General features: G+C 51.7%; 12 protein-coding genes. 9 read left to right on the top strand and 3 right to left on the bottom strand.

Annotated elements, in window-relative coordinates:
• The first annotated feature begins 5 nt into the window (after nt 1–5).
• Both rcsD and rcsB read left to right on the top strand, forming a co-directional pair.
• Nucleotides 6–2690 carry a phosphotransferase RcsD gene (gene rcsD / locus KKH3_RS04525; RefSeq protein ID WP_039356279.1) on the top strand — a complete coding sequence of 895 codons (2685 nt, stop codon included), beginning with the start codon at nt 6–8 and terminating at the stop codon, nt 2688–2690.
• 8 nt (nt 2691–2698) lie between these two features.
• Complete coding sequence (gene rcsB, locus KKH3_RS04520; protein WP_005976164.1) at nt 2699–3349, top strand: response regulator transcription factor RcsB; 651 nt, start codon at nt 2699–2701, stop codon at nt 3347–3349.
• 37 nt (nt 3350–3386) lie between these two features.
• On the opposite strand, the gene rcsC is transcribed toward rcsB, so the two are convergent.
• Nucleotides 3387–6242, bottom strand: a complete 2856-nt coding sequence (gene rcsC / locus KKH3_RS04515; RefSeq protein WP_072034502.1) for a two-component system sensor histidine kinase RcsC — start codon at nt 6240–6242, stop codon at nt 3387–3389.
• 115 nt (nt 6243–6357) lie between these two features.
• Nucleotides 6358–9078: a DNA topoisomerase (ATP-hydrolyzing) subunit A gene (gene gyrA, locus KKH3_RS04510; RefSeq protein ID WP_039356276.1), complete on the bottom strand. Its 2721-nt coding sequence runs from the start codon at nt 9076–9078 to the stop codon at nt 6358–6360.
• Nucleotides 9079–9339: 261 nt separating this feature from the next.
• Here gyrA and ubiG point away from each other — a divergent pair, with 261 nt between their 5' ends.
• From ubiG to KKH3_RS04480, 6 genes are all read left to right on the top strand, one after another.
• A complete protein-coding gene (ubiG, locus tag KKH3_RS04505) occupies nt 9340–10059 on the top strand; it encodes a bifunctional 2-polyprenyl-6-hydroxyphenol methylase/3-demethylubiquinol 3-O-methyltransferase UbiG (protein WP_039356273.1) in 720 nt (239 codons plus the stop codon).
• A gap of 349 nt (nt 10060–10408) precedes the next feature.
• Complete coding sequence (gene nrdA / locus KKH3_RS04500) at nt 10409–12694, top strand: class 1a ribonucleoside-diphosphate reductase subunit alpha (protein ID WP_039356270.1); 2286 nt, start codon at nt 10409–10411, stop codon at nt 12692–12694.
• Nucleotides 12695–12816: 122 nt separating this feature from the next.
• Entirely contained in the window at nt 12817–13947 is a 1131-nt protein-coding gene (gene nrdB / locus KKH3_RS04495; protein WP_039356267.1) for a class Ia ribonucleoside-diphosphate reductase subunit beta, read from the top strand.
• Between the two features lie 3 nt (nt 13948–13950).
• Complete coding sequence (gene yfaE / locus KKH3_RS21545) at nt 13951–14211, top strand: class I ribonucleotide reductase maintenance protein YfaE (protein ID WP_072034501.1); 261 nt, start codon at nt 13951–13953, stop codon at nt 14209–14211.
• 140 nt (nt 14212–14351) lie between these two features.
• Entirely contained in the window at nt 14352–15266 is a 915-nt protein-coding gene (locus tag KKH3_RS04485) for an SPFH domain-containing protein (RefSeq protein ID WP_010301277.1), read from the top strand.
• On the top strand, nt 15266–15721 hold the full coding sequence (locus KKH3_RS04480; protein WP_039356263.1) for an NfeD family protein: 456 nt from the start codon (nt 15266–15268) through the stop codon (nt 15719–15721). Before KKH3_RS04485 ends, KKH3_RS04480 begins: the two co-directional genes overlap by 1 nt.
• Nucleotides 15722–15778: 57 nt before the next feature.
• On the opposite strand, the gene cueR is transcribed toward KKH3_RS04480, so the two are convergent.
• A complete protein-coding gene (gene cueR / locus KKH3_RS04475) occupies nt 15779–16180 on the bottom strand; it encodes a Cu(I)-responsive transcriptional regulator (RefSeq protein WP_039356262.1) in 402 nt (133 codons plus the stop codon).
• Nucleotides 16181–16296: 116 nt separating this feature from the next.
• Here cueR and copA point away from each other — a divergent pair, with 116 nt between their 5' ends.
• Nucleotides 16297–19020: a copper-exporting P-type ATPase CopA gene (copA, locus tag KKH3_RS04470; protein ID WP_039356260.1), complete on the top strand. Its 2724-nt coding sequence runs from the start codon at nt 16297–16299 to the stop codon at nt 19018–19020.
• Nucleotides 19021–19038 lie beyond the last annotated feature (18 nt).

Genomic DNA, 19038 nt, shown 5'->3' with positions numbered 1-19038 from the left:
AATTGATGCCAGCTATGATCCTGCGTTATTTTTCACTCCTCACGGTACTATCGTTCCTTATTACCGGAACGTTCGGCTATAACTACATCAACGATTTGCTGGCGGGAAAAAAAAATTCGCTGACGACCATTGCGCAGGGCATACAAAAACGCGTCGATACCTATCGTTTTTTCACCTACCAAATATATGGCAGCCTGAACAGCGAACCAGCCACTAGCGACACCAACATTACCGCCATTAATTTAATGCCGAATGTTTTCTATGTAGAAAAAAACGGTCAGAAAACGGACGCGCTGATTTTTGGGCAACATGATAAAGGGACACTCACCTCAGTTCGCCGGATATCACGTTATCTCGATATTCTCTGGGGAGCGGAGAATAGCGTCTATTCCATGTATTACCTGAATGGCATCGACAACAGCCTGACGATGATTTCCACACAGACGCTGAAAGATATCTCCTCGCAGTTCCGTGGGAACTATATTACGGTCATCGCCGAAGCTCGCCGGACGGAAATGCTGCAACAGGCAAATGTGTTAGACGAGCGCGAAAGTTTTTCCCCGCTGCGTAAATTACGCTTCTATAACGACTATTATTTTACGCTGCGCACCACATTCAATCAGCCGGGCCATCTGGCGACGATTTTGGCATTCGACTTACCGATTAACGATTTAATCCCAGACACCATTCCACGTGAGCATCTTATGCTGAAGCCGGATACGCCGTCGGCCAGCAATATGGACAACAGTAATGGCGAAGGCACGGCTGACATTCAGCTTCATGGCTCCAATCTTGAAATCTCCGCCACGCTTGTTAATGCACCGATAAAAATCGTTTTTCAGATGCCGATAAAAGTCCTGATTATGGATTCATTGCGTAATAACGTCTGGCTTCTGCTGCTGAATCTGGTTCTGCTGAGTTTATCCATCATCGGCTTTTATCTTTTCCGTCGGCAGTATGCGCATCCCGGCGAGGATGTCTCCCACCAGTTGGAAAAGACGCTGAATATTTACCGCGAAACAACGGGCAGAATCCCGATGGGCGTACTGGTTTATGATTTCAGCAATAATAAAGTCGTCATACAGAATGAGCGCGCAGAGCAGTTGCTTCCGCACCTGAGTCTGCAAAAAATCACCAATATGGCGGAAGAGCATCAGGGCGTTATTCAGGTCACGATTAATAATGAGATGTATGAAATACGCCAAATCCGCAGCCAATATTCGTCTGACTATTGTCTCTTCCTGCTGCGTGAACAGGATAAAGAGATTCTGGTGCAGCGGAGATTACTGCTCGCCCAGCGTGAATACGAAAAGAACATTCATGCCAGAAAACGGTTATTCCAAAACCTGCTCAGCGAATTCAAACAGCCGCTAATTTCACTGCGACAGCATATTCATGCGCTACGCCACAGCGATACAGCAACCGTACCGACACCGATGCTGGATCAGCTAACGGCAGATACCCGCTGCGCGATCGAACTGCTGGAAAATATCGCTTTGCATGAAAAACTGGAAGCGCAGGAATGGACCGTGGTCAACGAGAGTTTTTCACTGCTGACGCTTATCGACCATGTTCTCCTTGAGCTGCTGCCACGATTGAATCAAAAAGGCCTGACCCTATTCCATCATTACAATCTGGATATGAATCAAACCTACGTGGGCGATGCCGAGCTGTTGAAAAAGACGCTAGCGCTGCTGCTGAATTATTCGGTGACCAATACGGATTACGGCAAGATTACGGTGTCGATTGATAGAAAAAATAATGAGTCGGATACGCTGATTATTCAGATCAGCGATACGGGAACGAATGTCTCAGGCAAAGAGCAGGAAAATATTCGACACCCTTTCCTGCACCCTGCAACTTCTGACCGTTTCGGACAAAATTCAGGATTGACCTTATTTTTGTGTAATCAACTCTGTAATAAACTGGGCGGCGCATTAACCATCAACAGTAAGGCTGGGTTAGGCACACACTATATCCTGACGCTAAAACTGGAACCGGAAGCGCTGCCCGTTGAGGAAGAAAAACTGCTGGATGGGATTACCGTTCTGCTGGATGTGACGTCTGATGAAGTACAGCACATTGTCGGCAATATGCTGACGGGCTGGGGCGCAAATTATCTGGTTAGCGATGAACGCCAGATTAATCAGGAAGCAGATATCTGCATGACTGACGACCCGGAGAAAAAAGCAGATTATACGCTGCTCCTGAGTCATGATGACGACACAATAACACCTTTGGGCTCGCGCCGTTTGCGGGTGAATTACAATATCAGCCACCTCCTGCTGGAGGCATTACTTAAGCTGATTGAGCTACAACTGGAAACATCACCCGATACGCTACAGGAAAGGGAACCCGATAATGTCGAATTTTACGCCGCGCAATTAGCATCAAGCGACTATTATTCGCTGTTCGTGGAGACAGTACCGGATGATTTAAAGAGGCTGTATACTGAAGTGGAAGCAGGCGATTTCCCGTCGCTTTCGCAGACGGCACACCGGCTGAAAGGCGTGTTTGCCATGCTTAACCTGCATCCTGGTAAACAGTTGTGTGAACAGCTTGAGCAGCATATTACCGCGCATGATAGTGAACAGATCGAGGCTAGCCTTCGTGAAATTGATTGGTTTGTCAGTGCATTACTATCCCCAGAAGAACCTAAAGGGCAGCAAGGTAGCCAACAAGATGAGTAACCAAAACGATGAGTAACTTAAACGTAATTATTGCCGACGACCATCCTATTGTCCTTTTTGGCATCAAAAAATCGCTTGAGCAGATTGAATGGGTCAATGTGGTTGGCGAATTTGAAGACTCAACAGCGCTGATCAATAACCTACCTAAGCTGGACGCTAATGTTTTAATCACCGATTTATCCATGCCAGGCGATAAATACGGTGATGGTATTACCCTCATTAAATACATTAAGCGCCATTTTCCCCACCTCTCTATTATTGTTCTTACCATGAACAATAATCCGGCGATTCTGAGCGCAGTGCTGGATTTGGATATCGAAGGCATCGTACTGAAACAAGGTGCACCGACCGATTTACCCAAAGCGCTGGCTGCCCTGCAAAAAGGGAAGAAATTCACACCAGACAGCGTCTCTAAAGTACTGGAGAAAATCAGCGCCAGCGGCTACGGCGACAAACGCCTGTCCCCGAAAGAAAGTGAAGTGCTGCGCCTGTTTGCAGAAGGCTTTTTGGTTACCGAAATCGCCAAGAAACTGAATCGCAGCATCAAAACGATCAGTAGCCAGAAGAAATCAGCGATGACCAAGCTGGGCGTAGAGAACGATATCGCCCTGCTGAACTACCTGTCCTCCGTTAACGGCGGCGCAACGCAGGTAGATTAAGGGTTTCCTCTCCTGCACCGGCCACCGCTGGTGCAGGTCATTCCTCAGAGGTTCTCGCCTGACGCACCACATTACTGTAATGCGCCAGCGCCTGCTGCAACGTGTCCAGCGTAACCGGTTTTGACAAACAGTGATCCATGCCAGCCCCGAGACAACGCTCTCGTTCTTCCGCCAACGCATTGGCCGTCACGCCGATAACCGGGAAACGTAACCCCTGCTCGCGCATACGCTGCGTAAACAAATAACCATCCATGTTCGGCATGTTGACATCCGTCAGTACGATATCGATATGATTTTTACTCAGTACACCCAGCGCGTCTACGCCATCATTCGCCGTCATCGCTTGGTAGCCCAAAGAACCCAGTTGATCCGCCAGCAGCCGACGGTTGATGGGGTGATCGTCAACCACCAGAATCATAATATCGCCATTCTCAGCCCGTACGTAGCTAGTCAGCGGCGGTGAAATGTCGATGCGATTTCTGTCTTCGCTTTCGGAGCGATAAATTTTTTCCAGCAAATCAGGCAGATGTTGAGGTGTGGACGTCCCTTGCAGCCAGAGCCCGTCACTCACTTCCTGCGCCAAGCCGGTATGTGCGCCGCTCATCACGATATGCGCCCGAACGTTAACGTCCTCTTCCGGCACCGAATCGCTAATCATCACATCATCAGGCGACACGGTTTGATTCTGATAACGCGCCACCTGCCCACCCTGTTCCTGCAACAGCGTCAGCAGGTAAGCCTCCAACCGGGCATTGCGTATCTTCAACCAGCACATTTTCCCTTGCAGACTGGCGTTGATCGCCGCTGGGGCATAGCGCGCTTTATACAGCGGAATTCTGACGCCAAACAAGCTGCCGAGCCCAGGTTCCGATTCGATGGTAATGTCTCCATCCATCAGATTGACCAGCTTTTCACAAATCGCCAGCCCTAATCCCGTACCTTGAAAATGCCGCTGAACACCGCTACCAGCCTGGAAGAACGGGTCGAACAACTTCACCGCCTCGCGAGGTTGTATGCCCACGCCAGTATCACGAACCACAAACTCCAGATAACCATCGCGGCAGCCGACTTCGAAAATGATGCAGCCCGTGTCCGTAAATTTGATGGCGTTACTTAGCAGGTTAGATAACACCTGCTGCAAACGTACGGGATCGCCGAACAGGCTGACCGGCACATTGGGATCGATAAAACAGTAGAGCGTCAGACGTTTCTTGACCACCAGTGGAAGGTAGTTGCTGGTGATATGGCTAATGACCTCATGCGGTGCAAATTCACAGGGCTCGATCTTCAACTGCTCCGACTCAATCTTGGAAAAATCGAGGATATCGCTGATGATTTTCAGCAGCAGCGCGGAAGAGTTATTCATCGCCGCAACCAGACGGTTGGCGTCCTGCGGCAGAGATTTGGTTTGCAGCAAATCGAGGTTACCGATAATTCCATAAAGCGGCGTACGCAATTCATGGCTAACGGTAGCAAGGAACATCGATTTAGACTGGCTGGCCTGCTCGGCGGCATTCGCCATTTCCTGTAGCGATTCTTCCATTTTGACGCGCGCGCTGACATCCAGCAGCACACAAATCGCCACGTTTTCATTACGATAGCGCGAATGGACAAAGCTGATTTGCAGGTGGTGATTACGGCTGGTCATGACATCCACAAACTTGGACTGCTGCTCGCAAATGATGCGGGTAATTCGCAGCCTATCTTCATGGGTCAGCAGATTGAGATAGTTGTGCGCCAGTTCGTTACTGAGGATGTTCGTGCCGTCATTAATACGCAGGATACAAATGCCCACCGGTGCCGACGCGACAATCTTGCGGTTGAATTGCTCGTTTTCTTCCAGTTGGAACGCATTCACTTCTGCTGGCAACAGCATTTTCCGCTCAAACACCAGCGCCAGCACAAACAGCAAGACAGCCGATAGCATATTCAGCATCAGCATGTTGATCATCAGTGCGCTGATATGAGAGAGCAGCACCTTCAACGGTAGCGAATACACGATACTGAATGAAGTGGGCGGCAGCGACTTCTTCAAAATGAGTTCATCATAACCATTCACATAGCCAAAATAGTTATGATCGGAGGGATAACCGTCTACCGACGAAGCGTAACGCCCCTTATCATCGGAAAACTGCAAAACGACCTGATTATATTGATCCAGTAGCCGGGCACCGATCGGAAATTTACCGATGGTGACGAAATCATCCAGACGAATCGTCTGTTCAATCCCCATGATGACTTCCAGCTTGTTATCCACATAAATCGGCGTCAGCGCATATAAATAGCCGACGTCAGGGATAGACGCAGGGGTAATCCAATAGACCGTTTCATCGCGTCCGCTTTGGGTGCGACTCTTCTTCTGTTCCTGAAATCGATCCTGCACGTTTTTGAGCAAATTATCACGGTCGAGCGACTGGTTACGGATACCAAAATCAACCATACAGCGCCGATCGCCGCCGATAAAAAAGACCCGATTAAGATCGTAGACGGCAGAGAAATTATCCTGCCAGCCATTGAAAAAATGGCTCAATGAGAGCAGCGCCGAATTTCCACCATATTGCGTGGAACAGGTTGCACCGGGAGCCAACGCATAAACGGAGACGCCGGGGCCCCCTTCCATTGGCGGTTCGGCCTTTTCCCTTGCCAGCATGAGGCGATTTGCCGCCAGATACTGGAGTTCGCGCACAATATCCGACGCGTGTCGAATGTAACCCTGCGACTGATCAAAGCTGAGGTTATACTCCTGCCGCAGCTCTGATTCTTTTTCATTCAATACTTTAGTGACATAAAAAACGGATATCAGCGCGCCCAACACCCACAGCATGACCGCCAGAACCCGAAACAAATAGCGGGACACTTTTAATGTGGTCTGGAATGAGGCGAGATATTTCAAGTGGATACCGTTGAATAATGGAAGAACCTGTTGGCTGATACACTACCGAGTGTCGATAAAAAAAGCCAGCGCATCGCGCTGGCTTACTCTGCTCATTCCGGTTTAATGAAAAGGCTTATTCGTCATCTTCAGCGATATCATCATCGCCATCAATGTCATCGATAGCATCATCGTCTTCGGCAACTTCGCCTTCAACTTTTACTACGCCATCCAGCTCTTCATCTTCTATTTTATCTTCTTTAGAAACACGTTGAAGCCCCACAACATGTTCGTCTTCCGCCGTACGAATCAACCTAACGCCCTGCGTGTTACGGCCAACAATGCTGACTTCAGATACGCGAGTACGCACCAAGGTTCCGGCATCGGTGATCATCATAATCTGATCTATTTCCTCTACCTGAACCGCGCCAACCACTTTACCGTTACGTTCGCTGACCTTGATAGAGATAACCCCTTTCGTCGCACGCGACTTGGTCGGGTACTCACTCACGGCAGTTCGTTTACCGAAACCATTTTGTGTCACTGTGAGGATGTCACCAGTTTCCTTTTCTCTGTCATATCGAATATTTTCATAGCGATAAATCCCTACATTTATAGAGAATGTCGGCGCTGGCATTTTTTCAATAATATTCAGGGAAACAACGCTGTCACTATCAGAAAGCCTAATACCACGAACTCCAGCAGCATTACGGCCCATTGAGCGTACAGCATCTTCAGAGAAGCGAACTACTTTGCCTTCCGCAGAGAACAGCATCACTTCATCTTTACCGCTGGTAAGGCTCGCGCCAATCAATTCGTCGCTTTCGTTAAGTTTAATGGCGATAATGCCATTTGAACGAAGATTCTTGAATTCCGACAACGCTGTTTTCTTCACGGTACCGTTAACGGTGGCCATAAAGATGTGATGCCCTTCTTCATATTCACGTACAGGAAGAATTGCGGTGATACGTTCATTCGCTTCAAGCGGCAGCAGATTGACGATCGGGCGACCGCGCGCGCCACGACTGGCTTCCGGTAATTGATAGACCTTGATCTGATAAACCTTTCCACGGTTAGAGAAGCACAGAATCGTGTCGTGGGTGTTGGCCACCAGCAGACGATCGATAAAGTCTTCTTCTTTTATACGCGCGGCGGACTTGCCGCGGCCACCGCGACGCTGTGCTTCGTAGTCGCTCAGCGGCTGATACTTCACGTAACCCTGGTGAGACAGCGTGACGACAACATCTTCCTGATTGATCAGATCTTCGATGTTGATGTCGGCGGTGTTCACCGTGATTTCCGTACGACGCTCGTCGCTGTACTGTGTTTTGATCGCTTCCAGCTCTTCGCGGATAACTTCCATCAGGCGCTCAGGGCTATTGAGGATATAAAGCAGCTCGGCGATTTCTGCCAACAGCGCTTTATATTCATCCAGCAGCTTTTCATGCTCCATACCGGTCAGTTTCTGCAAGCGCAGATCCAGAATCGCCTGTGCCTGCTGTTCTGTCAGGTAGTAGCGACCGTCACGGATGCCAAACTCTGGCTCCAGCCACTCTGGACGCGCGGCATCATCACCCGCACGTTCCAACATGGCCGCCACGCTACCCAGTTCCCATGCTTGTGCGATCAGCGAGGCTTTCGCTTCAGCAGGTGATGGCGCGCGGCGAATCAGTTCGATAATCGGATCGATGTTCGCCAGCGCAATGGCCAGACCTTCCAGGATATGAGCGCGGTCACGGGCTTTACGCAATTCAAAAATGGTACGACGCGTCACCACTTCACGGCGGTGGCGTACAAACGCGACCAGAATGTCCTTCAGCGGCATGATCTTCGGCTGCCCCTGATGCAGAGCGACCATGTTGATGCCGAATGACGTCTGAAGCTGCGTCTGGGAATACAGATTATTCAGAACCACTTCGCCCACGGCGTCACGTTTAATCTCGATGACGATACGCATACCGTCTTTATCGGATTCGTCACGCAGCGCGCTAATGCCTTCGATACGTTTATCTTTGACCAGCTCGGCAATTTTTTCGATCAGGCGTGCTTTGTTCACCTGATAGGGAATTTCATGCACGATGATGGTTTCACGTCCGGTTTTCGCGTCAGCTTCAACTTCAGCACGCGCACGGATGTAAATTTTACCGCGCCCGGTACGATAGGCTTCTTCAATACCGCGTCGGCCATTGATGATCGCCGCCGTCGGGAAATCCGGACCTTTGATGTGCTCCATCAACCCTTCAAGGCTGATGTTCTCATCGTCGATATACGCCAGGCAGCCGTTCACGACTTCCGTCAGGTTGTGCGGTGGAATGTTCGTTGCCATCCCGACAGCGATACCGGAAGAACCGTTAACCAGCAGGTTCGGAATACGCGTAGGCATGACGTCAGGAATCTGCTCGGTGCCGTCATAGTTCGGCACAAAATCGACCGTCTCTTTTTCGAGATCGGCCAGCAGTTCATGAGCAATTTTCGACATGCGAATTTCGGTATAACGCATCGCTGCCGCGGAGTCGCCGTCAATCGAACCAAAGTTGCCCTGACCATCAACCAGCATGTAACGCAGTGAGAAAGGCTGCGCCATACGTACGATGGTTTCATAAACGGCAGAGTCGCCGTGCGGGTGGTATTTACCGATGACATCCCCGACGACACGGGCGGATTTTTTATACGGTTTGTTCCAGTCGTTACCCAGTACGCTCATCGCATACAGTACGCGGCGGTGTACCGGTTTCAGTCCATCACGAACATCTGGTAATGCACGCCCGACAATAACGGACATCGCATAATCCAGATACGAGCTTTTCAGCTCTTCTTCAATGTTGACCGGTGTGATTTCTCTGGCAAGGTCGCTCATGGAGCCGCTATCCCTCTATTTAGGCATCTACCCGTGTTCAGAAAAGTGAACCGTTCAGATTAGGTGAACTGTTCAAAAGGTGAAAAATTATATCACAAACCGCCGTTTCGGGGGAAACTCCCTTCCGCCCTGAACAGACTGTTTTCCCAATGGACTTTTATTCACCGGATATCTCTCAGAGAAAACGGACACCGCTGCACGTTGCAGCACGAAGGGAGTATACTCGCCGCAGTAGAAGATAACGAAAGGCAGTGATGACACATGAATGTAGAGAATCAAACTCCGAACGTTGACCATCAGGAGATTGCCAAATTTGAGGCTATCGCTTCACGCTGGTGGGATTTAGAAGGTGAATTCAAACCATTGCACCGTATTAATCCGCTGCGTCTGGGCTATATTTCGCAGCACGCGGAAGGCCTGTTCGGCAAGAAAGTGCTGGATGTTGGCTGCGGCGGCGGCATTTTGGCCGAAAGCATGGCGCGTGAAGGCGCGGACGTCACCGGGCTCGATATGGGCGCAGAGCCGTTGCAGGTCGCGCGTTTGCATGCGCTGGAAAGCGGTGTCGCCGTCGATTACGTGCAGGAAACCGTAGAAGCGCATGCACACGCGCATCCGGGCCTCTACGACGTCGTCACCTGTATGGAAATGCTGGAGCACGTTCCCGACCCGCAGTCCGTGGTGCAGGCCTGTGCCAGGTTGGTCAAACCCGGCGGACACGTCTTTTTCTCCACCATCAACCGCAATGCGAAAGCGTGGATGATGGCCGTTATCGGTGCCGAGTACATACTAAAAATGGTGCCGCGCGGCACACACGACATTAAGAAATTCATTCGCCCAGCAGAGCTGATGCACTGGGTTGACAGTACACCGCTGCGTGAAAGGCATATCACCGGGCTGCACTACAATCCGCTAACGGACCACTTTAAACTGGGTCCAAACGTGGACGTGAACTACATGCTGCACACTCGGCACGACAAATAGAACCGATTAAGAATACTCTTAAAAATTGCGTGGTTTTTCACCGCGCAATTTTCCAGGTTTTACCTGAAAAACCAACAAAATGACCACGACTTATTTTTTTTACAGAATATTGACATCCTCTTAGCCCTTACAAAATCAGGATTTCGAGAAACCAACGCTTCGGCACCCTGAAATTAACACCAAAATCAAGCCTTGTACTCAAACGAATCCAGACTAGAATACTCACCATGTAGTAGCCATTTATTAAAAAATATCTATATCTAGTATTTATCCACAGAGTTAGTCACAGGCGTGTTTCTGTGAATAAACAGGGGATATTTTTTATTTTCACCAACAGGTAAATCCCAACATGAACCAGAGCTTGCTCGTTACCAAACGCGATGGCAGTAAAGAAAAAATCAATTTGGATAAAATCCACCGCGTCATTGCTTGGGCCGCAGAAGATTTACACAATGTCTCCGTTTCTCAGGTCGAACTGCGTTCACACATTCAGTTTTATGACAGCATCAAAACCTCTGATATCCATGAAACTATCATCAAGGCCGCAGCCGACCTGATCTCTCGCGAAAGCCCGGATTATCAATATCTGGCCGCGCGTTTGGCTATCTTCCATCTGCGTAAGAAAGCCTACGGCCAATTTGAGCCGCCATCCCTGCTCACTCACGTCACCAAGATGGTTGAACTGGGCAAGTACGACAAGCACCTGCTGGAAGACTATAGCGCCGAAGAATTCGCCCAAATGGACGGTTTCATCGATCACTGGCGTGACATGAATTTCTCCTATGCGGCGGTGAAACAGCTGGAAGGGAAATACCTGGTACAAAACCGTGTCACCGGTGATATCTACGAAAGCGCCCAGTTCCTGTACATTCTGGTCGCCGCCTGCCTGTTCTCCGGCTACCCGCGTGAGACGCGTCTGGATTACGTTAAACGTTTTTATGACGCGATCTCTACGTTCAAAATTTCTCTGCCGACGCCAATTATGGCAGGCGTGCGTACGCCAACGCGTCAATTCAGCTCCTGCGTGCTGATCGAATGTGGCGACAGTCTGGATTCCATCAACGCGACCTCCAGCGCGATCGTGAAATACGTTTCCCAGCGTGCCGGTATCGGCATCAACGCGGGACGTATCCGTGCGCTCGGTAGCCCGATTCGCGGCGGTGAAGCCTTCCACACTGGCTGTATTCCTTTCTACAAACACTTCCAGACGGCGGTTAAATCCTGCTCTCAGGGTGGCGTACGCGGCGGGGCTGCTACACTGTTCTACCCGCTGTGGCATCTGGAAGTAGAAAGCCTGCTGGTATTGAAAAACAACCGTGGCGTAGAAGGTAACCGCGTTCGTCACCTTGATTACGGCGTGCAGTTGAACAAACTGATGTATCAGCGTCTGGTAAAAGGTGAAGACATCACGCTGTTCAGCCCGTCTGACGTCCCCGGACTGTACGACGCTTTCTTCGCCGATCAGGATGAATTCGAGCGCCTGTATGTGCAATATGAGCAGGATAACAGCATCCGCAAACAGCGCATCAAAGCGGTCGAGCTGTTCTCCCTGATGATGCAGGAGCGTGCTTCTACAGGCCGTATCTATATTCAGAACGTTGACCACTGCAACACGCACAGCCCGTTCGATCCACAGATTGCGCCCGTTCGCCAGTCCAACCTGTGTCTCGAAATTGCGCTGCCGACCAAGCCGCTGGACGACGTGAATGATGAAAACGGTGAAATCGCGCTGTGTACGCTGTCTGCTTTCAACCTCGGTGCCATCAATAGCTTAGACGATCTGGAAGAGCTAGCGACGCTGGCCGTACGCGCGTTGGATGCCCTGCTGGATTATCAGGACTACCCGATTACCGCGGCAGAACGTGGTGCAATGGGTCGCCGTACATTAGGTATTGGCGTGATCAACTTCGCTTACTATCTGGCGAAAAACGGCGTGCGCTACTCTGACGGCAGCGCCAACAGCCTGACACACAAAACATTTGAAGCTATTCAGTATTATCTGTTGAAGGCATCGAATGTGCTGGCACGTGAGCAAGGAGCCTGCCCGTGGTTCAATGAAACCACCTATTCGCAGGGCATTCTGCCTATCGATACCTACAAGCGCGATCTGGATGCGATCTGTAACGAACCGCTGCATCTCGACTGGGAAGCGCTGCGTAACGACATCAAAGAGTACGGTCTGCGTAACTCCACGCTGTCCGCGCTGATGCCATCTGAGACCTCATCTCAGATCTCCAACGCCACCAACGGTATTGAACCGCCGCGCGGCCACATCAGCGTTAAAGCATCCAAAGACGGCATTCTGCGTCAAGTGGTGCCGGAGTACGAGACACTGAAAGACGCTTACGAACTGCTGTGGGATATGCCAAGCAACGATGGTTACCTGCAATTGGTTGGTTTGATGCAAAAATTTGTCGATCAGGCGATCTCTTCCAACACCAACTACGATCCGTCACGTTTCCCATCAGGTCGAGTACCGATGAAACAACTGCTGAAAGATCTGGTCACAGCCTACAAATTCGGTGTTAAAACGCTGTATTACCAAAACACCCGTGACGGCGCTGAAGATGTACAAGACGATCTGTTAGCAGAACCACAGGACGACGGCTGCGAAGGCGGCGCGTGTAAGATTTAAGCCAATAATGAAAGGCTGCCGATGCAGCCTTTCATCTTTTATAGCAGGCGTCGCTGCCCGCCCCTTATGGGCCTTTACAAGCGGCGTTAAAAAATGCGCCCAGCATTTTTTTGGAGAGACTCATGGCCTATACCACGTTTTCACAAAATAAAAATGACCAACTGCTAGAACCGATGTTCTTCGGCCAGTCGGTTAACGTCGCGCGTTTCGATCAGCAAAAGTATGAAATTTTCGAAAAACTGATCGAAAAACAGCTGTCTTTCTTCTGGCGTCCAGAAGAAGTCGACGTATCCCGCGATCGCATCGACTATCAGGCGCTGCCCGATCATGAAAAACACATCTTTATCAGCAACCTGAAATACCAAACGCTGCTGGATTCGATTCAGGGACGTAGCCCGAACGTGGCGCTGCTGCCGCTGATTTCTATCCCTGAGCTGGAAACCTGGGTGGAAACCTGGGCTTTCTCGGAAACCATCCACTCACGCTCCTACACGCACATCATTCGTAATATCGTTAACGATCCATCGCTGGTGTTCGACGATATCGTCACGAACGAAGAGATTCTAAAACGTGCCAAAGATATCTCCGGTTACTACGACTCGCTGATTGAGATGACCAGCTACTATCATCTGCTGGGTGAAGGAACGCATCAGGTTAACGGCAAGAGCGTGACCGTGAACCTGCATACGCTGAAAAAACAGCTGTATATCTGTCTGATGAGCGTAAACGCGCTGGAAGCCATTCGTTTCTACGTCAGCTTCGCCTGTTCATTTGCTTTTGCAGAACGCGAACTGATGGAAGGCAACGCTAAAATCATCAAGCTGATCGCCCGTGATGAAGCGCTGCACCTGACCGGCACGCAACACATGCTGAACCTGATGCGTTCGGGCCATGACGACCCAGAAATGGCGCAGATTGCCGAAGAGTGTCAGCAGGAGTGTTATGACCTGTTTGTGCTCGCTGCTCAGCAAGAAAAAGAGTGGGCTGAATACCTGTTCCGTGATGGTTCGATGATTGGTCTGAACAAAGATATTCTGTGCCAGTACGTGGAATACATTACCAACATCCGCATGCAGGCGGTTGGGCTGCCGCTGCCGTTCCAGACGCGCACCAACCCAATCCCGTGGATCAACGCCTGGCTGGTGTCCGATAACGTACAGGTCGCGCCGCAGGAAGTTGAAGTCAGCTCTTATCTGGTCGGCCAAATCGATTCAGAAATCAGCGACGACGATCTGAGCGATTTCCAACTGTAATCGATGAACAATCCAACGATCACACTGCGCACATCTGGTGCGCAGTTTTCCTGTTCAGACGACGGCGCTTCCCTGCTGGATGTGCTGGAATCTAACCGAGTCAGCATTGAATATCAGTGCCGCTCCGGCTATTGCGGCTCCTGTCGATTGCGTCTGGTAAAAGGCAGAGTAGCATATCGTCAAACCCCGCTGGCCTGCATCCAACAGGATGAAATTCTCCCCTGCTGCTGTATGCCGCAAGGCGACATCGAACTCGATATCTAGCCCCCGATCCTTCAAAGGACATTCTCCTTACCGCGTTTACTGGCGGGCGGATTTACTGCCCGCTTTCATACTCAAGTGAGTTACACTATCCGCTGAAATAGCCTTTTGACCGAAATAAAACAACCTGGAGGTTTTAAAATATGCTCACCGTCATTCCTATTTTGATCTTTGTTGCACTCATCATCGTCTGGTCAGGCATCAAAATCGTACCTCAGGGATATCAATGGACTGTGGAACGGTTTGGTCGCTATACCAAAACGCTGATGCCAGGGCTGAATCTGGTCGTGCCGTTTATGGATCGCGTTGGTCGTAAAATCAACATGATGGAACAGGTATTAGATATCCCCTCTCAGGAAATTATCTCACGCGATAACGCCAATGTGGCCATTGATGCTGTGTGTTTTATTCAGGTAATCGATCCGGCGCGCGCCGCCTATGAAGTTAGCAATCTGGAACAGGCTATCGTGAACCTCACCATGACCAACTTCCGTACGGTGCTGGGTTCCATGGAGCTGGACGAGATGCTGTCTCAGCGCGATAGCATCAACACCCGCCTGCTGCACATTGTTGACGAAGCCACTAATCCGTGGGGCGTGAAAATCACCCGCATCGAGATTCGCGACGTACGCCCGCCGGCTGAACTGATTGCTGCCATGAACGCGCAGATGAAAGCAGAACGTAACAAGCGTGCCGATATTCTGGAAGCCGAAGGGGTACGTCAAGCGGCGATTCTGAAAGCCGAAGGGGAAAAACAGTCGCAGATTTTGAAAGCCGAAGGCCAACGCCAATCTGCCTTCCTTGAAGCGGAAGCGCGTGAGCGTGCAGCAGAAGCGGAAGCACAGGCGACTAAAATGGTATCCGAAGCCATCGCGGCAGGTAACATTCAGGCGATTAACTACTTTGTCGCACAGAAATATACCGATGCGTTACAGCAGATCGGTTCTTCTAATAACAGCAAAGTGATCATGATGCCGCTGGAAGCCAGCAACCTGATGGGGGCTATCGGTGGCATCACGGAACTGATTAAAGATAGCAAAAACAGCCGAGGTCAATAATGGGCATTGAACTGGTGATGGAAAATGCGCACTGGTTCTGGCTGTCGCTCGGCGGTCTGCTGTTGGCCGCCGAAATGCTGGGTGCCAGTGGCTATTTGCTGTGGAGCGGTTTATCGGCCGTATTGGTTGGGCTAGTAACGTGGGTGGTGCCACTGGGATGGCCGTTGCAGGGAACGATTTTCGCCATCCTGACAATAGTTACTGCGCTACTCTGGTGGTATTGGCTGCGTAAACGAACGCTGTCACGTCCACAGTCGACGCTCAACCAACGCGGGCAACAACTAGTTGGACTGCGCGCAACGCTGACTGACCCGGTGATCAACGGTTTCGGGCGAGTAAACATCGGTGACAGCAGTTGGCGAGTGAAATCAGAACAGGATCTGCCCGCCGGTACGCATGTTGAAGTGATTGCCATCGATGGTATCACGCTGCATGTGCGCCCGGCTGAGCGCTAACATAACGCATTATTTGGGGGGAGCCGGTCTCCCCTTTATGATGCTATCCTTTTGACACTATCTTTTTTGACAACAGCCCGCCAGATTATTGATTATCGGGCAGTCCGCGCCCCCATCTCCGGGACACTGTTCAGCCAGTGCCAGCAAATGTTCACGCATCGTTTTCAGCTCTTCGATATGCATCTCGATTTCCTGCACTTTCTGCAACGTTCGCGCTTTGACATCCGCACTTCGCCGCAGCGGATCGTTAAATAACGTCACCAGCTCGCGGCATTCATCCAGATTAAAACCAACCTGACGCGCCTGACGCAGCAGCGTCAGCTCTTCGACGTGATGGTCGTCGTAGCTGCGGTAACCATTTTCAGAACGCAGCGGCGTAGTCAGAAGTTCTTTCTCTTCATAAAAGCGAATGGTTTTACTGCTAAGACCGGTTTTTTTCGCAACATCACTGATATTCATGATTTCCCCCTTGACCCTCCCCTTGCTAGAAGGTTTACCTTACTCAATAACTAGTAGAAATCAGATGGCCGGTCAACGTCTTTCACCGCCGGCTGTGATCACGGGAGAAAATTATTATGTCACAAACCATCTTGTTGTCATTGCAGGGGCTGACCTGCGGACACTGTGTCCAACGCGTGAAAAAAGCACTGGACGCGCTGCCTGCGGTCGAACAGACCGATGTCACACAGCAGTACGCCAGCGTCAGCGGTGACGTTGATTCCCAGACGTTGATTGACACTATTGAGCAGGCTGGCTACGAAGCACAGCTTGCTACCACGCCGGATGTCTCACTCCAGCTTTCCGGCCTGAGCTGCAATCACTGCGTCGCCGCTACACGTAAAGTATTGGAGGCCATTCCCGGCGTCGTGGCGACGGAGGTCACCACAGAGCAGGCAACCGTGTACGGCAACGTTGAAGCCACAACACTAATTAGTGCCATTGAAGAAGCCGGCTATCACGCCAGCGTACAGGAGAGCGTTCACCCAAAAACTGAGCCGCTGGCACAGGTAGCGACGACGTCGGAAGCGCTGCCAGCGGCCGAGAGTATTCTTCCGGCAATGACACCACTCGCCACCCGCGATGACGATAGCGTACAGCTCCTGCTTCAAGGGATGAGCTGCGCCAGCTGCGTGAACCGCGTACAAACGGCGCTACAAAACGTCAGCGGCGTCACGCAGGCGCGGGTGAATCTGGCCGAACGTAGCGCGTTGGTCAACGGTCACGCCGAGCCAGAAGCACTGATCGCCGCCGTTGAGCAAGCGGGCTATGGCGCGGAAATTATTCAGGACAAAGACGCACGCCGCGCGCGCCAGCAGCAAACCTCTCAGCAGGCTATTCGCCGCTTCCAATGGCAGGCCGCGCTGGGATTACTGTTGGGTGTACCGCTGATGCTGTGGGGTGTTCTCGGCGGCAGCATGAGCCTGACGCCGGAAAGCCAAACGCCGTGGCTGGTCATCGGTATTTTGACGCTAGCGGTGATGGTGTTCGCCGGCAGTCATTTTTACCGTAACGCCTGGCGCAGCCTGAAAAACGGCACCGCGACCATGGATACGTTGGTCGCGCTGGGAACGGGTGCTGCCTGGCTTTACTCTATTACCGTCAACCTGTGGCCGGATCTTTTCCCCATGGCGGCGCGTCACCTTTACTATGAAGCCAGCGCCATGATCATCGGTTTAATCAACCTCGGTCATGCGCTGGAACAGCGCGCCCGTCAACGCTCTTCGCGGGCGCTGGAACGGTTACTGGATTTGACGCCCCCCACCGCCCGCGTCGTAACGCCAGAAGGCGAAAAAGCCATTCCGCTATCCGAGGTACAGTCCGGCATGACGCTGCGCCTGACAACCGGCGACCGTATTCCTGTCGATGGCGAGATCTTACAAGGCGAAGTGTGGGTGGATGAAGCCATGCTGACCGGGGAACCGATCCCGCAAGCCAAAACATCCGGCGATACGGTTCACGCAGGCACGCTGGTTTCCGACGGCAGCGTCCTCTTTCGTGCGGATGCGATCGGCAACCAAACCACCCTATCGCGAATCATCAGACTGGTCAGGCAGGCGCAAAGTAGCAAACCCGCGATCGGCCAGTTGGCGGATCGTATTTCTGCCGTGTTTGTTCCTGTCGTCCTGGCCATCGCGCTTCTCAGCGGCGCAGTCTGGTTCTTCGTAGGGCCACAGCCGCAAATTGTTTACACGCTCATTATCGTCACGACCGTTCTGATCATTGCTTGCCCCTGTGCACTTGGGCTGGCAACGCCGATGTCGATTATTTCTGGCGTCGGGCGGGCTGCGGAGTTTGGCGTCCTTGTGCGTGATGCCGATGCCTTACAGCAGGCCAGCAAGCTGGATGTGTTGGTGTTCGACAAAACCGGCACGCTAACCGAAGGACAGCCGCGCGTTGTGGCGATTCATACCTTCGCCAACGTGACGGAAGCTCAGGCGCTGACCTGGGCGGCCTCGCTGGAGCAAGGCTCGAATCACCCACTGGCAAAAGCGATTCTTGAACGAGCAGAGAGTCTGACGCTCACGCAAGCCGAACAGTTCCGCACGCTGCGCGGCCTCGGTGTCAGCGGCAAGATCGGTGATGCACATTTGCTGTTGGGGAATCCTGTGCTGCTCAAACAGCATCAGATCGATACCACCGCAGGCGAAACGCTGATCGACGAACAGGCTCAGCGCGGTATCACGCCAGTATTGCTTGCGGCGAATGGTCACATCATTGCGGTGTTCTCCATCCACGATCCGCTGCGAGCGGATAGCGTCAGCGCCTTGCAGCGTCTCCACCAGCAGGGCTATCAGCTCGTCATGCTAACGGGAGACAATCCGCTCACGGCGAAGAGCATCGCTAAAGAAGCGGGTATCGATCAGGTGATTGCAGGGGTGCTGCCAGACGGCAAAGCGGAGGCCATCAAAAAACTACAGGCTCAGGGCAAGCGCGTCGCCATGATTGGTGATGGCATCAACGATGCGCCGGCGCTGGCGCAGGCCGATGTCGGTATTGCGATGGGCGGCGGCAGCGATATCGCGATTGAAACCGCGGCTATCACGCTGATGCGCCACAGCCTGCACGGCGTCGCCGATGCGCTGGCGCTCTCCAATGCCACGCTGCGCAACATGAAGCAGAATCTGCTTGGCGCGTTTATCTATAACTCGCTGGGAATCCCCATTGCCGCAGGCATGCTTTACCCGCTGACCGGAACGCTACTCAGCCCGGTGGTGGCCGGTGCGGCGATGGCACTCTCCTCCATCACGGTGGTCAGCAACGCTAACCGCCTGCTACGTTTTAAACCTAAAAGCCAGTAATACAAACGCGGCGCGTTG

Source organism: Pectobacterium actinidiae (assembly GCF_000803315.1).
In the GTDB taxonomy this organism is placed as follows: domain Bacteria; phylum Pseudomonadota; class Gammaproteobacteria; order Enterobacterales; family Enterobacteriaceae; genus Pectobacterium; species Pectobacterium actinidiae.
This window is presented reverse-complemented; position numbering and strand designations above follow the sequence as displayed.

Coding starts and splice junctions, on each gene's coding strand:
- nrdB (WP_039356267.1), top strand. CDS start 12,817: ATGGCCTATACCACGTTTTCACAAAATAAAAATGACCAACTGCTAGAA.
- ubiG (WP_039356273.1), top strand. CDS start 9,340: ATGAATGTAGAGAATCAAACTCCGAACGTTGACCATCAGGAGATTGCC.
- KKH3_RS04485 (WP_010301277.1), top strand. CDS start 14,352: ATGCTCACCGTCATTCCTATTTTGATCTTTGTTGCACTCATCATCGTC.
- rcsB (WP_005976164.1), top strand. CDS start 2,699: ATGAGTAACTTAAACGTAATTATTGCCGACGACCATCCTATTGTCCTT.
- gyrA (WP_039356276.1), bottom strand. CDS start 9,078: ATGAGCGACCTTGCCAGAGAAATCACACCGGTCAACATTGAAGAAGAG.
- yfaE (WP_072034501.1), top strand. CDS start 13,951: ATGAACAATCCAACGATCACACTGCGCACATCTGGTGCGCAGTTTTCC.
- KKH3_RS04480 (WP_039356263.1), top strand. CDS start 15,266: ATGGGCATTGAACTGGTGATGGAAAATGCGCACTGGTTCTGGCTGTCG.
- rcsD (WP_039356279.1), top strand. CDS start 6: ATGCCAGCTATGATCCTGCGTTATTTTTCACTCCTCACGGTACTATCG.
- copA (WP_039356260.1), top strand. CDS start 16,297: ATGTCACAAACCATCTTGTTGTCATTGCAGGGGCTGACCTGCGGACAC.
- cueR (WP_039356262.1), bottom strand. CDS start 16,180: ATGAATATCAGTGATGTTGCGAAAAAAACCGGTCTTAGCAGTAAAACC.
- nrdA (WP_039356270.1), top strand. CDS start 10,409: ATGAACCAGAGCTTGCTCGTTACCAAACGCGATGGCAGTAAAGAAAAA.